Raw genomic sequence first — 14,265 nt, 5'->3', positions numbered from 1 at the left:
ATGATCACAAAAAATACGGAAAAATATCTTGATTTTGAAACCTGTCAAGATGTACTTGCTAATTTACGAGAACAGAACCTCAAGATAGTTCTGTGTCACGGCGTGTTCGACTTGCTTCACCCGGGTCACATTACCCACTTGCAGGAAGCTAAAGCACTCGGAAATTTGCTGGTAGTTTCGATTACCGCAGCACAATACGTCAATCGGGGCCCCGGAAGACCGATTTTTTCTGATGATTTGCGCCTTTATTCCCTTGCTTCTCTCGCTTGCGTAGACTACGTGCTGTTGTCTCCTGTGGCTACAGCACTAGAGGTGATCGATCGCGTGCAGCCAGCTTTTTACTGCAAAGGTCACGAGTATTCCGATCCCAGTAAAGATGTCACCCAAAATATTGACCGGGAAGCCGATCGAGTCAAAGCCTACGGCGGTGAAATTGCCTATACCGGCGAGATTGTTTTTAGCTCAACGAAGCTGCTAAACAACTACATGGATGTTTTGCCGCCGCAGGTAAAAAGCTATGCCAGTCAGTTAAGCCAGCAATACCCTTTTGAGGAAATTAGAAAGGGCGTTGATGCTATGCAGAAGCTAAAAGTTTTAGTTTTAGGCGATGTAATTATTGACGAATTCTTTCACTGTACGGTGCAGGGATTGACATCGAAAGGGAGAGTCATTTCGACTCGCTTTGTGAAAAAAGAACAGCATTTAGGGGGTTCTTTAGCGATTGCCCGCCACATTGCCAGTTTTGTAGACTCCGTGACAGTGGCAGGGGTGGTAGGGAACGAGCCAGATATTCACAGCTTGATTTTGAATAACATTAATGGCGGGATCAGGCTGGATTTGCAATATGAAGACGGTTCGCCAACAGTAGTCAAGCGCCGTTACATTGAACGGCAAGGGATGAGAGAAGATTATACCAAACTCTTTTCTATTAACTATTTAGAAGAAGAGCAACCTTCTCCAGTCCAACGCCAAAAATTGTTAGACCGCTTGCAGAAAACAATTGCGGATTACGACATTGTAGTTGTAGCGGATTACGGTCACGGATTGTTAGACACGGCGCTGATGGAACTGGTGCAAAATAAAGCTCCCTTTTTAGCTTTAAACTGTCAAACTAATAGTGCTAATCATGGCTACAATTTGATTACTAAGTACCAGCGGACTGATACGTTTTGTTTGGACTTACAAGAACTCCGGCTCGCTTTTTCCAGCCGTCACGGAGACCACTCTCATCTATTGAAGCGCTTGCACGAACATCTAGGCGCTCAGCAAGGTTGGCTGACTTTGGGTTCGTCTGGTTCCCTGGGAATTAATGCTAAGGGAGAAGAAGATTTGAGTCCGGCGATGACGCTGGCAGTTAAGGATACAATTGGGGCGGGAGATGCGTATTTTGCTCTGGCGAGTTTGAGTGCTAAGTTGGAATTACCTTTAGCTGTAGGCTCGCTGCTAGGAAATTTGGCAGGCTCGATGGCAGCTAATGTTTTGGGTAATGCTGAACCGGTGGAAAAAGCCCGCTTGTTGAAATTTGCCACCACGCTGTTGAAGTTTTAGGATGATGGGTAATTTACTGAAGCCGGAAGCTATTTTATGCGATCGCGATGGCACTCTCATCCAAGATTGTCACTTTCTCAGCAGTCCTGACCAAATAGAATGGATTCCAGGGGTGTTGGCGGCGCTAAAAATTTTGAACAACCTCGAAATTAAAGTGCTGGTGCTGACAAATCAATCTGGTGTAGCTAGGGGTTATTTTAAGAGCGATGCAGTGGAGGCGGTTAACGATCGAATGCGGCGGGATGCTGAAGCTGCTTCAGGGGCGATCGCCGATTTTTATTTTTGTCCCCACCACCCGAAAGGTCAAGTTATCCAGTATAGTTGCGTTTGTGAGTGTCGCAAGCCAAAGCCGGGGATGTTTCTTCAAGCGATCGCCGATCGTAATTTAGACCCTAGTCGGTGCTGGGCGATCGGGGATAGACTCAGGGATTTAGAGCCTGGTTTGCAGTTAGGGATGAAAGCCTTTCTGGTTCAAACTGGCTATGGAATACAGGAACAGCAAGAATTGTCTAAATCTCCATTTTCCGAGCAAATAACGGTAGTTTCGTCAATGCCAGAAATTATTAATTTAATCTAAAATGAGAGTGATTATCCGCCGCCAAAAAAGTTTAACGTAACACGTTGAGTGGGATAATTAATATTAGACATCTGGAAGAAAGCCAGTCAAGGGTTTATTCACCCCCACGGGTGGTCAGAAACCGGGTTTTTTACCGAATCTGCGATGCTCCAACAAAGTATTGCTGTGAAAAAACCCGGTTTCTCGGCCCCAATGCGTCCAGGACTACCAAGGTCAAAGTAATTGAGTAATTGAGGGTGAATCAAATGCAACAAGTTTTAGTCACAGGCGGAGCGGGTTATGTGGGGGCTGTTCTAGTCCCTAAACTCCTGCAAGCTGGATATCGAGTTAAGGTTGTGGATTTGTACATTTATGGAGAAGATGTTCTATCCTCCGTCAAAGGCCATCCCGGTTTGGAAGAGATTAAGGGAGATATTCGCGATCGCCCGCTGCTCGAAAAAATTATACCCGGATGCGATGCTGTTATCCATTTAGCTTGCATTTCCAACGATCCGAGTTTTGAATTAGATCCAGACCTCGGTAAATCGATCAACTACGATGCTTTTGTTGACTTAGTAGATGTTGCAAAAAACAGTGGAGTCAAACGGTTTATTTATGCTTCTTCTTCCAGCGTGTACGGCATCAAAGAAACCGAAAATGTGAGCGAAGAACTGCCGCTGCAACCGTTAACAGATTATTCCAAATATAAAGCAATGTGCGAGGACGTGTTGCTGGCAAACCGCGAACCGGGGTTTGTTACCTTGATTTTGCGGCCGGCAACCGTCTGCGGTTATTCCCCTCGTTTGCGGCTGGATTTGACAGTGAATATTCTCACTAACCACGCTGTCAATAATGGTAAAATTACGGTATTTGGCGGCGAACAGAAGCGGCCAAATATTCACATTGAAGATATGACAGACCTTTATATCAAGTCCCTCGAATTGCCTGATGAGGCGATCGATGGCAAGATTTTTAACGCGGGTTATGAAAATCATACGGTGATGCAAATTGCCCAAATGGTGCGAAATGTGGTAGGAAAACAAGTAGAGATTGTCAGCACGCCGACCAATGACAACCGCTCTTATCACATTTCATCGGAGAAGATTAAGAAGGAACTTGGGTTTGTGCCGCAGCACACAATTGAAGATGCCGTGCAGGATTTGGTGAAGGCTTTTAATGCTGATTTGATTCCGAATCCGATGACGGATAGCCTTTATTACAATATTAAGACGATGCAAGGATTGAGTTTAAAATAAAAATGAATATTCCCGAACTTGAAGCCAAAGCCCGAAAAATTCGGGGCAAAATTGTAGAACTGTCCCACAAAGCTCGCACAGCCCATTTAGGTTCTTCCCTATCCTGTACCGATATTTTAGTAGCAGCTTACTGGGGAAGTTTGAAAATCGATTCCCAGGATGCCGAAAATCCCGATCGCGATCGGTTCATCCTCAGTAAAGGACACGCAGCGACAACACTGTACGCCACCCTCGCAGAAGCGGGATTTTTTCCGCAAGAATTACTCGATACCTATGCCCAAGACGGTAGCAACTTGCCAGAACACCCCAGCGTCAAATGCGTACCGGGGGTAGAATTAGCAACGGGTTCCCTCGGACACGGGTTGTCTGTAGGGATAGGAATGGCCTTAGCCGGCCGCATTCAGAAACGCTCTTATCGCGTGTTTGTCACCATGAGTGACGGCGAATGCAATGAAGGTTCTGTTTGGGAAGCGGCGATGTTTGCTCCCGCTCAAAAATTAGATAATTTAGTGGCGATCGTTGATTACAATAAGTGGCAAGCTACTGGTCGGAGCAACGAAATCATGGCTCTTCATCCTCTCAAACAAAAATGGGAAGCTTTCGGATGGAGTACCTATGAATTAGACGGTCACGATATGAAAGCATTGGTTGATACTTTGCGTAACGTGCCTGATGGTAGCGGTAAACCGATTGCGATTGTTGCCCATACTGTGAAAGGAAAAGGCGTTTCTTTTATGGAAGATGACAACAATTGGCACTACCGCGTTCCGACTGCTGAAGAAGTTGAAAAAGCTAAAGTGGAACTTCAGCTTGTATAGCAATTTTCCTCAGATTTTGATTGAACCACAGAGGCCGCAGAGGGCGCAGAGTCAGAGCAGAGAGAGAGTTTGCAAATAATGAGAGGATTGCTAGATGAGAAATGAATTTGCTGGGGAACTGAGCGAAATCGCGTCGGAAGACGATCGGGTTGTTTTGCTATCTGGCGATATTGGTAACCGACTTTTTGATAAATATAAAGCTCGTTTTCCCGATCGCTTTTATAACTGTGGAGTTGCCGAAGCGAACATGATGAGCGTGGCGGCTGGTATGGCAATGTGCGGGCTGAGACCGATTACTTATACGATTACGCCGTTTACAACTACTCGCTGTTTTGAACAAATTCGAGTTGATGTTTGCTATCACAATGTTCCAGTGATTGTTGTGGGAGTTGGGGCGGGTTTGTCCTATGCCGGAAACGGCGCTACTCACCATTCTTGTGAAGATATTGCTTTGCTGCGAATGCTGCCAAACATGACGGTGATTTGTCCTGGTGACGCTTGGGAAGTGCGGGCCGCTATGCGAGCTTGTTTGCAACAGGATGGCCCGGCTTATATTCGCATGGGCAAAAAAGGTGAGCCGCTGGTTCATGATGGGATGCCTGATTTTGAAATCGGCAAAGCAATCGTGATGCGCCCCGGAAGTGACGTTTGCTTGCTGAGTACCGGCAATCTGCTACCGAATGTGTTGGAAGCAGCAGACGAGCTTAAAAAACAGGGAGTTTCCGCCCAAGTTGTCAGTTTCCACACTGTTAAGCCTTTGGATCGAGAATTGCTCGATCGGGTTTTTTCGCAGTTTTGGGTAGTGGCGACGGTGGAAGAACACAGTATCATCGGCGGACTAGGAGGCGCTGTGGCTGAGTGGTTGAGCGATCGCGACCATCAAAAAGCTCGTTTGTTGCGAATTGGAGTTGCAGACAAGTTCCTGCACGCAGCGGGAGAACAAGACTATGCTCGGGAGTATTTTGGCCTCACCCCAGAGGCGATCGCCGACAAAACCTTGCAGATGTATCGGGCGATCGCCCCGAAGCCGGTGAAAGCCTAAAAAAACACAGGATCGAAAGATATGGACTTCCTAGAAAAAAAAGAAACAGACTTAAGTGCTGCTTTCATTCAAAATGGCTATATCATCCAGCCCTGCGAAAATCTATCTGGCCTGGAGCGCATCCGAAACAAAACAGTAGATTTAGCAACTAATTTTTTAGGAGTGCCATATCCGACCGATACCGGAGAATTTTTAGATGAAATTGCCTCTCTAGTACCAGTCAAAAAACTCAACTCTTTTCGGCTGCATATCCTATCAGGTTTAATGGCAGAATCTTGGTTTCGGGAAGCATATTTTTCCTGCGCTCGTTCCCTAGTAGAAGCCCTTGTCGGCAACGAACTGGTGATGCAGCGCAATATCGGTTTAAGCATTCAAATTCCCGATGACAACAGTTCTTTATTACCCCTGCATTCTGATAGTTGGGGTTCCGAATGTTCCCCCTTTGAAGTAGTATTGTGGATTCCGTTAGTAGATTGCTATCAAACCAAAAGTATGTTTATTTTACCCCCAGAGGCGGATGCTAAATGGCGGGAAAGAGTACAGGAATTTGCCGGGGCAGGAACCGAAAGTCTTTATCAGGCGATCGAGCCAGAACTAGAATGGTTGGAAGTTCCCTACGGCAATGTCCTTCTATTTACTCCTACTGTCATGCACGGCAATCGCATCAACCAAGAATCTACAACTAGATGGTCTATGAATATTCGATTTAAAGGTTTATTTACACCATACTCCGATAAACGTCTGGGGGAATATTTCGCCCCGATCGCCGTGCGTGCTGCCTCGAAAATCGGGATGAAATTTACAATGCCTGGGGGGTTTGATGAGTGAGCAATCAGGTTATCGCGGTTACATTACTAGCCGTCCAGTACGGGGATTGAATTACCCGCATCGCGTGCAAAACTTGGTGGTTCGCGACTACGCGACACGGCATAATTTAGATTATAAACTCAGTGCAACTGAATATGCGATGCCCGGATGTTATATGATGCTGTCGGATGTTTTGGCAGAACTGCCGCAGCTAGAAGGTATCATACTATTTAGCTTGTTTCTGTTGCCGCAGAAAACCAAGTCGCGATGGGAAATATACGATCGCATTTTAGGGGCCAGATGCCAGTTGCGCGCAGGTTTGGAAGAAATGGTACTGCAAGATCGCAGCGATATCGAAGATTTTGAGACCACGATCCAGGTTGCCTTAACTTTACCTCATACACCAATGGGCGGTTATTATCAAAAGTCAGAAAACCCAAAAGTCAACAATTTTTTTCAACAAGCTATGAGTGTGGAGTGAGAAATGTTAATTGGAGTTGATTTCGACAACACGATCGTCTGTTATGACGGCTTGTTCCACCGAGTGGCCCTGGAACAAGGGTTAATTCCCCCAGAAGTTCCTGTCAGTAAAGGCCAAGTGCGGGATTATTTGCGCCAGTGCGGGAAGGAAGATGCTTGGACTCAGATGCAGGGTTACGTTTATGGCGATCGCATGAAAGAAGCTGACCCGTTTCCAGGCGTACTGGAATTTTTTACCCGTTGCGTTCGGGATGGAGTCAATGTCTGCATTGTCAGCCACAAGACGCGCTACCCTTATTTGGGCCCCAAATACGATTTGCACGCAGCAGCACAGGGATGGTTGCAAAGTCAAGGGTTTTACGATCGCGATCGCATTAATTTATCCCCAGACCAAGTGTACTTTGAACTTACCAAGCAGGAAAAGCTAGAACGCATTGCCAAGCAGCAGTGTACCCATTTTATCGATGACTTGCCCGAATTTTTGGGAGAGTCGGGGTTTCCCGCCGGAGTCGATCGCATCCTGTTTGACCCCCAAAACCACCATCTCACCGGACATCCGTTTCGTCACACCACCTCTTGGCCGTCCATTGAGGCTTTAATTTTATGATGACTGAAGCGGTTTCCCTGAGTTTAGAACAGCTTCAGCAAGCAGCCGTTGAGTTGATGGCGGTGGTGGGATTGGGTGGTGAGGTGGAAATTCATCCGCTGACAGGTGGCGGGAATAACCGGGTTTTCCGCGTGGCTGCGGATGGTTCAAGTTTTTTGTTGAAGGTTTATTTTCAACATCCAGGCGATCGCAGAGACCGCTTGGGCACTGAATTTGCATTTTCGCAGTTTGCTTGGGACAATAAAGTGCGGGCTTTACCTCAACCGCTGGCGTGCGATCGCCAAAAAGGTTTAGGTTTATATGAGTTTGTCCGGGGAAGGCCCATCGAACCGCAGGATGTCACCGCAGAAACCGTTGAACAAGCGCTGAATTTCTATCGGGAAATAAACCGTTACAAGCAACTTACCGAAGCTCAAATTCTGCCTCAAGCATCGGAATCTTGTTTTACTCTTGAAGAACATCTGCAATGTGTTGAACGTCGCCTTGTCAGGTTGCAAACAGTCGAAGCATCTTCCGAGAGCGATCGCGCTGCTGTAGACTTTATTCACAGCGAGTTGTTTGAAGTTTGGAGAGAAGTGCGATCGCGCGCAATCGAACAAGCAAGTCAGTGGAATCTAAAGTTAGAAGCAGAAATCGCACTTTTAGACCGGTGTTTGTCTCCATCGGATTTTGGATTTCATAACGCGATTTTGAGCGATTCTGGGCAATTACGCTTTCTCGATTTTGAGTATGCAGGGTGGGACGATCCTGGTAAAATGGTTTCAGACTTTTTTTGCCAACCGGCGGTTCCTGTCCCTTTGAATTACTATTCCAAGTTTGTGGAAACTGTTGTTTCTCAGTTGTCAGAACCCGAACAACACCAACAGCGTATGGCGATTTTATTGCCTGTTTATCGAGTCAAATGGTGTTGTATTCTGCTGAATGACTTTTTGCCAGTGGCCGGCCAAAGGCGAAGTTTTGCGGGGCAAGTTGCCGATCGGGAAGTACGCAAAGCTGTACAATTACAAAAAGCGCGTTGCGCCCTGCAAGACCTGAAACAAAACAGGGAATTTTAAATGGCTTATATTGACTTCCTATCAGCGGTTCACAAAAAAACTCAGCGCGATTATTTGGGGCGCGTGAATGAATTTCCCAAGGCGGAAGCGGCTAAGCTTGCTAAAAAATTTGATCGTGATTATTGGGATGGCGATCGCAAAGTTGGCTACGGTGGTTATAAATATGATGGTCGCTGGCGGGCGGTTGCGGATGCGATAGTTGAGCACTACAATTTGAAACCGGGCGATCGGATTTTAGATGTGGGTTGCGGCAAGGCGTTTTTACTCTACGACTTCACGCAAGCTTTACCGGAAGTCGAAGTTTGCGGTATAGATATTTCAGAATACGGGATTGCTCACGCCCCAGAAGAAGTGCGCCCGTTTTTGAAAGCGTGCAGCGCGACGGAACTTCCATTTGCAGACAACAGCTTTGATTTAGTGATTTCTATCAATACTTTGCACAATTTGTATTGTTTTGAGCTTGAGCAAGCTCTGCGGGAAATTGAAAGAGTAGGCAAGGGGAACAAATATATTGTGGTAGAGTCCTATAGGAACGAAGCCGAAAAAGCGAATCTGCTTTACTGGCAGCTTACTTGTGAAAGTTTCTATACGCCTGATGAGTGGCAGTGGTGGTTCGATCGCTGCGGGTATACGGGAGATAGTTCTTTTATATACTTTGAGTAACAGGTATAATTCAGTCGGTCAGATTATCAAAAATACAGCGAATAACAGGGGAAATTATTAATGAGTCCGCGCAAAATAGCAGTGCTTGGGAGCAATTCTTTTTCAGGAAGCGATTTCGTTGACTTGCTTCTCGAAGACGGTGAAAATGAAGTTGTGGGCATCAGCCGTTCTCCCGAGAAAGGGCAACTTTTTTTACCGTATCTGCGCCATACAAACCAGAATTTTAAGTTTCATCAATTGGACTTTAACGGGGATATGCCGCAGATTTTACAGGTGCTTGACGAGTTTGCACCGGAGTATATTGTTAATTTTGCGGCTCAAAGTGAGGTTGCTCCGAGTTGGGTGCATCCCGATCACTGGTTTCAAACAAATACTGTAGCATTAGCTCAATTAATCAACCACTTAAAAGACCGGAAATACTTGCAGCGTTACGTTCACATTTCCTCTCCCGAAGTGTACGGCACTTGTGAAGGAAACGTGACCGAATTATCTCCGATGAATCCTTCTACGCCTTATGCTGCTTCTAAAGCGGCGGCGGATATGCTGCTGTCTACTTATTATAAAAATTTTCAGTTTCCTTTGGTGACGGTTCGTGCTACAAATGTTTATGGAGCTTACCAGCAGCTCTTCAAAATTATTCCGCGATCGGCAATTTACCTAAAGCTGGGTAAAACAATTCAGTTGCACGGTGGCGGACACGCAGTCAAGTCTTACATCCATATCCGCGATGTTTCTAGGGGAGAATTAGCGGTGATGGAAAAAGGGCGGGTTGGGGAAATTTATCATTTGTCGCCCGATCGAGGTTATGCTGTGCGCGAAGTAGTTCAAACTATTTGCGATACCATGAATCGCTCGTTTGCTGAGTCAACGGAGACGGTTGCCGAACGATTGGGGCAGGATGCTGCCTATGTGATAGATTCTACTAAAGCTCGGACTGAACTCGGATGGAAGTCAGAGATTTCTTTGCACGATGGAGTTGCGGGTGCGATCAAATGGGTGGAAGAATTTTGGGAGGAGATTGAGCAGCAGTCTTTAGAATATATTCATAAACCTTAGTATCAAATCACTGTATTATTAACAACGGTTCAGGGAAGCCGGAGAGAAGCAATGACTGTAAGCTATTTTGATGCGGCCAACAAACTAAAGCAGGAAGGAAGATTGGAAGAGGCGATCGCTTCTTATTACTCTGCTATTGAGGAAAACCCCAATTTTTATTGGTGTTACCCAAATTTGGGAGATGTTTTGCTTAAAGTTGGCCGCTGGGATGAGGCGGTTAATGCTTACAGTCGGGCGATCGAGCTTAACCCTAGTTCGTCGGCTTGGATATATTACAATCAAGGGGAAGCTCTAACTAAATTGGGGCGGTTAGATGAGGCGATCGTTTGTTATCAAAGGGCGATCGAGCTGGCTCCTGATGAAGTAGAGATTCAATCTAGTTTGGGAGAGGCGCTGCGGCACAGAAGTCAGGTAGATTTGGATCGGGCGATCGGGATGTATCAGCGGGCGATCGAGCTAAATCCTGAGTCAGTAGCAGCTTATCAAAATTTGCTGCAAATTCAACCCGACAACTGGGAAGCTTGCTTGCAACTAGCCAATATTTTGTTACAACAAAATAGGATCAAAGAAGCTAGTGACGCTTATCAAAGAGTAATTCAAATCAATCCCGATTGCTTAGCAGCCTACCAACATCTGCGCCCCCTTCAACCGGATAATTGGGAATTGTGGTTGCAGCTAGGAAACCTGCACGCCAAACGCGGCGAAAGCGATTCAGCTAGAGTCGGTTACTACAATGTCATTCAACTAAATCCCGACTCAGTTGAAGGATATCAAAATTTGGTTTTTCTTGAGTCTGAAAACTGGGAAATCTGGTTGCAGCTCGGCAAGGTTTTAGCTAAAAAAAATCAGCCCGAAAAGGCAGCAGCAGCTTATCGCCGAGTCATAGAGATAAATCCCGAGTGCAGAGAAGCTTATCAAAGCTTACTCGAAATCGACAGCAACAACTGGGAAATTTGGTGGCAGTTAGGCAAGGTTTTAACTAAAGAAAATCAGCCCGAAAAGGCAGCAGCAGCTTATCGCCGAGTCATTGAGATAAATCCCGAGTGCAGAGAAGCTTATCAAAGCTTACTCGAAATCGACAGCAACAATTGGCAAATTTGGTGGCAGTTAGGCAACGTTTTTATAAATCAAAGTTGCTCAGAAGAAGCACTAAAGGCTTACGAGCAGGTGATTGCAATCAAGCCAAACTTCATAGAAGCTTATCAAAAGCTTCTCGAAATTAAATCGGGTAACTTGGAAATCTGGCAAAAGTTAGGAACTCTCCAAATCCAAGAAAATCAACTGGAACAAGCAGCCGCAACCTACAACCGCATTCTTGAGTTAAATCCCGGTGAAGTGTCAGCCTACCAAAACTTGCTAAAAATTCAGCCGCACAACTGGCAAATCTGGTTGCAGCTAGGAAAGGCATTAGTCAAGCAAAATCAGCAGGGAAATGCAGCAGAGGCTTATCGCCGAGTCATAGAGATAAATCCCGAGTGCATAGAAGCTTATCAAAATTTACTGGAAATTGACAGCACTAACTGGAAAATTTGGTGGGAGTTAGGTAAATATTTGGTCAAGCAAAATCGAAGGCAAGAAGCAGTCAATGCTTACGAACGGGTTATTAAACTTAAGCCAAACCTAGTAGAAGTTTATCAAAATCTGCTAGAAATTCAACCAAAAAATTGCGACATCTGGCAAAAATTAGGAAATCTCCAAGTCCAAGAAAATCTACTGGAAGAAGCCTCAGCAACTTACCGCAGCATTATTGAGTTAAATCCCGATGAAGTGTTAGCTTACAAAGGTTTGCTAAAAATCCAGCCAGAAAACTGGGAAATATGGCAAAAATTAGGAAAGGTATTAGCTAACAAAAATCAGCCCGGAAATGCAGCAGATGCTTATCGCCGAGTCATAGCAATAAACCCCGAGTGCATAGAAGCTTATCAAAAATTACTGGAAATCGATTCTAATAATTGGGAAATGTGGTGGCAGCTCGGCAAGGTTTTAGCTAAAGAAAATCGATTAGAAGCAGCAAAAGAGGCTTATGAGCGAGTTATTCAATTGCAACCAAATTTATTAGAAGTCTATCAAAATATGGTCGAAATCGACCCAGACAATTGGGAAAGTTGGCAAAAGTTAGGCAAAGCTTTAGCGAAACACGAGCGCAGGCAAGAAGCTATGGGAGCTTACCGCCGTACAATAGTGCTTAACCCTAATTTTTATGAATCTTACAAGGACTTAGGAGAATTGCTGCTAAAAGAGGGGGAACTCCCTCAAGCAATTCAGATGTATGAGCAGGCAAGAGCTATTCATCCTCACTTAGCAGAAGCTCACTATAACTTAGGTCGTGTGCTTGCCCAGCAGGAGCAATTCGATCTAGCCATTCAGAGTTATGAGCGAGCTATTGAAATTAAACCAGATTTTGTAGAAGCACTTTTTAAACTAGCGCTGATACTGCAACGCAATAACCAGCAACAAAAAGCAATTCATTGCTATCAACGAGTTCAGGAAATCCAACCTAATTCTGGAGAGGCTCCCTTGCAAATCGGCAATACACTTCTAATTCACGGCAAGCGGGAAGAGGCGATGCTGAGCTATTATCAATTGAATAAATTTAAGTTTGCTGAAGCACGAAATAAAGGAGAGGTCGGGACAATTTGTATATGTAGCTTACCAAAATCAGGGACTGTATATATTCGCGACTCCTTACAAAAAGGCTTAAATTTACCTAGTTTAAAAAAAATTATTGACATAGAACCAAATAGTACGTTTAATTATAACTTAGTAATTCGAGGTTCGCAAATATACAAAACTTCACTAACTGGCATAATAGTAGAACATCCAAATCCTCATGAGTGGAATAAATTTGCAATCAGTTTATTGGTAGATCGATTAGTGGTTAATGTACGTGACCCTCGTCAATCCTTGTTGTCTTGGGTACATCACACAAATAGAGCTAAAAATATTGACTATACCGATCAATTAGAACTGTTTCGTTTTTTCAATTATTGTGAAGACTATTATTTGATGTCTCTATCTGAACAAATTAGTTATCAAATACAAAATTCCTATTTTCCTTATGCAATTAAATGGATAGAAGGTTGGCTGGATGCGGAAGAGTCTTTGTCGTTTCATCCTAAAATGTTATTTACGACCTATGAGGATTTGGCGACAAAGCCACAGCATTTTTTTGAATCACTTTTAGATTTTTATGAAATAGAAAAATCTAAATTTACATTTCCAGATAGTCCTAAATTTAAAACTAACAGTAACTACAGAAAAGGAAAAATAGACGAATGGCGGGAAGTGTTTACTGCCGAACAAGCTGACAAAGCATCCAGCATGATTCCCAAGCGACTTCTGGATAAATTTGGATGGCCAGCGAGATAATAAATAGCTGATGAATTGAGGTTTGGTAATCTAGGAGTGTAAACAAAGAAATGACTGTAAACTATTTTCAATTAGCCAACAAACTGAACCATGAAGGAAAATTAGAGGACGCGATCGCCCATTATTACCAAGCCATTGAGCTTAACCCCGATTTTTATTTGTCTCACCACAACTTGGGGGAAGCTCTGGCTAAAGTTAATCGCTGGGAGGAAGCAGTTCAGTCTTACAGTCGCGCCATAGAAAAAAAACCCAACTCAGCTTGGTCTTATTACAAGCAAGCAGAAGCATTAGTTAGATTAGAGCGATGGGAAGAGGCGATCGCCTGTTATCAAAAGGCGAAGGAGTTGAAACCAGATGCCTCTGAAATTCTTCAACCAGAGCACTGGGAATTCTTCTACCAGTTAGGCAATTTATATCTGCAACGCAATCAGCCAGAAGCAGCAATAGCCGCTTACGATCGCGCTATTCAAATCAATAATGATGCTGTAGAAGTCTACCAAAGCCTGCTACAACTCCAACCCGATAACTGGCAACTTTGGTGGCAGTTAGGCAATCTCCACCTAAAACAAAAGCATCCTGAAAAAGCAAGAGCCGCCTATCAGCAAGTAATAAAACTCAATCCTGATGACATAAAAGCCTGCGAAAAGCTCCTGCAACTCGATCCAGAAAACTCCCAAATCGGGTGGCAGTTAGCCAATCTCTACGTTGCACAAAATCAGCCAGAGCAAGCAAGAGTAGCTTATCTGCACTTAATAAAACTCAATCCAGACGACCTAAAAGCCTGCGAAAAGCTGCTACAAATAGAGCCAGAAAACTCAGAAATATGGTGGCAGTTAGGCAATCTCTACGTTAGGCAGAATCAGCCAGAGCCAGCAATATCAGCCTATAGGCGCGCGATAGAAGAGAATCCAGACTGCGTAAAAGCCTATGAAAATCTGCTACAACTAGAACCGGAAAACTCCCAAATCTGGTGGCAGTTAGGCAATCTCTACGTTACACAGAATCAGC

13 protein-coding genes are annotated in these 14,265 nt (G+C 44.6%); all 13 read left to right on the top strand.

What is annotated here, in order from left to right; translation table 11 throughout:
* The gene (locus QT974_RS00170; protein ID WP_333466534.1) at positions 1-1,548 is read left to right on the top strand and encodes a PfkB family carbohydrate kinase; all 1,548 of its coding nucleotides are present in this window, start codon (positions 1-3) and stop codon (positions 1,546-1,548) included.
* A 1-nt stretch (position 1,549) separates the two neighbouring features.
* On the top strand, positions 1,550-2,125 hold the full coding sequence (locus QT974_RS00165; protein ID WP_333466533.1) for a D-glycero-alpha-D-manno-heptose-1,7-bisphosphate 7-phosphatase: 576 nt from the start codon (positions 1,550-1,552) through the stop codon (positions 2,123-2,125).
* Between the two features lie 245 nt (positions 2,126-2,370).
* On the top strand, positions 2,371-3,360 hold the full coding sequence (locus QT974_RS00160; protein WP_333466532.1) for an NAD-dependent epimerase/dehydratase family protein: 990 nt from the start codon (positions 2,371-2,373) through the stop codon (positions 3,358-3,360).
* 2 nt (positions 3,361-3,362) lie between these two features.
* Entirely contained in the window at positions 3,363-4,178 is an 816-nt protein-coding gene (locus tag QT974_RS00155) for a transketolase (RefSeq protein ID WP_333466531.1), read from the top strand.
* Between the two features lie 94 nt (positions 4,179-4,272).
* On the top strand, positions 4,273-5,220 hold the full coding sequence (locus QT974_RS00150; protein WP_333466530.1) for a transketolase family protein: 948 nt from the start codon (positions 4,273-4,275) through the stop codon (positions 5,218-5,220).
* 21 nt (positions 5,221-5,241) lie between these two features.
* Positions 5,242-6,048 carry a sporadic carbohydrate cluster 2OG-Fe(II) oxygenase gene (locus tag QT974_RS00145; protein ID WP_333466529.1) on the top strand — a complete coding sequence of 269 codons (807 nt, stop codon included), beginning with the start codon at positions 5,242-5,244 and terminating at the stop codon, positions 6,046-6,048.
* Complete coding sequence (locus QT974_RS00140; RefSeq protein ID WP_333466528.1) at positions 6,041-6,508, top strand: LIC12192 family sporadic carbohydrate cluster protein; 468 nt, start codon at positions 6,041-6,043, stop codon at positions 6,506-6,508. Before QT974_RS00145 ends, QT974_RS00140 begins: the two co-directional genes overlap by 8 nt.
* 3 nt (positions 6,509-6,511) lie before the next feature.
* Positions 6,512-7,114: a hypothetical protein gene (locus tag QT974_RS00135; RefSeq protein ID WP_333466527.1), complete on the top strand. Its 603-nt coding sequence runs from the start codon at positions 6,512-6,514 to the stop codon at positions 7,112-7,114.
* Positions 7,111-8,169 (top strand): aminoglycoside phosphotransferase family protein, encoded by a 1,059-nt coding sequence (locus QT974_RS00130; RefSeq protein WP_333466526.1) that lies wholly within the window; start codon positions 7,111-7,113, stop codon positions 8,167-8,169. The genes QT974_RS00135 and QT974_RS00130 overlap by 4 nt, the downstream gene beginning before the upstream one ends.
* Positions 8,170-8,832, top strand: coding sequence for a class I SAM-dependent methyltransferase (locus tag QT974_RS00125; RefSeq protein ID WP_333466525.1), 663 nt, complete (start codon positions 8,170-8,172; stop codon positions 8,830-8,832). It abuts the gene before it with no gap.
* A 60-nt stretch (positions 8,833-8,892) separates the two neighbouring features.
* Positions 8,893-9,888, top strand: a complete 996-nt coding sequence (locus QT974_RS00120; RefSeq protein WP_333466524.1) for a GDP-mannose 4,6-dehydratase — start codon at positions 8,893-8,895, stop codon at positions 9,886-9,888.
* A 51-nt stretch (positions 9,889-9,939) separates the two neighbouring features.
* Positions 9,940-13,257 carry a tetratricopeptide repeat protein gene (locus QT974_RS00115; RefSeq protein WP_333466523.1) on the top strand — a complete coding sequence of 1,106 codons (3,318 nt, stop codon included), beginning with the start codon at positions 9,940-9,942 and terminating at the stop codon, positions 13,255-13,257.
* A 50-nt stretch (positions 13,258-13,307) separates the two neighbouring features.
* Positions 13,308-14,265, top strand: a 958-nt coding sequence (locus QT974_RS00110) for a tetratricopeptide repeat protein (protein WP_333466522.1), incomplete at its 3' end; no start/stop codon positions are given.

The sequence above is a fragment of the Microcoleus sp. BM001215392 genome (genome assembly GCF_036700185.1).
Taxonomy (GTDB): Bacteria; Cyanobacteriota; Cyanobacteriia; order Cyanobacteriales; family Microcoleaceae; genus Microcoleus.
This window is presented reverse-complemented; position numbering and strand designations above follow the sequence as displayed.

What these genes read in the sequence shown, in the direction of transcription:
- QT974_RS00140 (WP_333466528.1), top strand. Translation starts at nt 6,041, where the DNA reads ATGAGTGAGCAATCAGGTTATCGCGGTTACATTACTAGCCGTCCAGTA.
- QT974_RS00120 (WP_333466524.1), top strand. Translation starts at nt 8,893, where the DNA reads ATGAGTCCGCGCAAAATAGCAGTGCTTGGGAGCAATTCTTTTTCAGGA.
- QT974_RS00135 (WP_333466527.1), top strand. Translation starts at nt 6,512, where the DNA reads ATGTTAATTGGAGTTGATTTCGACAACACGATCGTCTGTTATGACGGC.
- QT974_RS00155 (WP_333466531.1), top strand. Translation starts at nt 3,363, where the DNA reads ATGAATATTCCCGAACTTGAAGCCAAAGCCCGAAAAATTCGGGGCAAA.
- QT974_RS00150 (WP_333466530.1), top strand. Translation starts at nt 4,273, where the DNA reads ATGAGAAATGAATTTGCTGGGGAACTGAGCGAAATCGCGTCGGAAGAC.
- QT974_RS00160 (WP_333466532.1), top strand. Translation starts at nt 2,371, where the DNA reads ATGCAACAAGTTTTAGTCACAGGCGGAGCGGGTTATGTGGGGGCTGTT.
- QT974_RS00165 (WP_333466533.1), top strand. Translation starts at nt 1,550, where the DNA reads ATGATGGGTAATTTACTGAAGCCGGAAGCTATTTTATGCGATCGCGAT.
- QT974_RS00115 (WP_333466523.1), top strand. Translation starts at nt 9,940, where the DNA reads ATGACTGTAAGCTATTTTGATGCGGCCAACAAACTAAAGCAGGAAGGA.
- QT974_RS00170 (WP_333466534.1), top strand. Translation starts at nt 1, where the DNA reads ATGATCACAAAAAATACGGAAAAATATCTTGATTTTGAAACCTGTCAA.
- QT974_RS00125 (WP_333466525.1), top strand. Translation starts at nt 8,170, where the DNA reads ATGGCTTATATTGACTTCCTATCAGCGGTTCACAAAAAAACTCAGCGC.
- QT974_RS00145 (WP_333466529.1), top strand. Translation starts at nt 5,242, where the DNA reads ATGGACTTCCTAGAAAAAAAAGAAACAGACTTAAGTGCTGCTTTCATT.
- QT974_RS00130 (WP_333466526.1), top strand. Translation starts at nt 7,111, where the DNA reads ATGATGACTGAAGCGGTTTCCCTGAGTTTAGAACAGCTTCAGCAAGCA.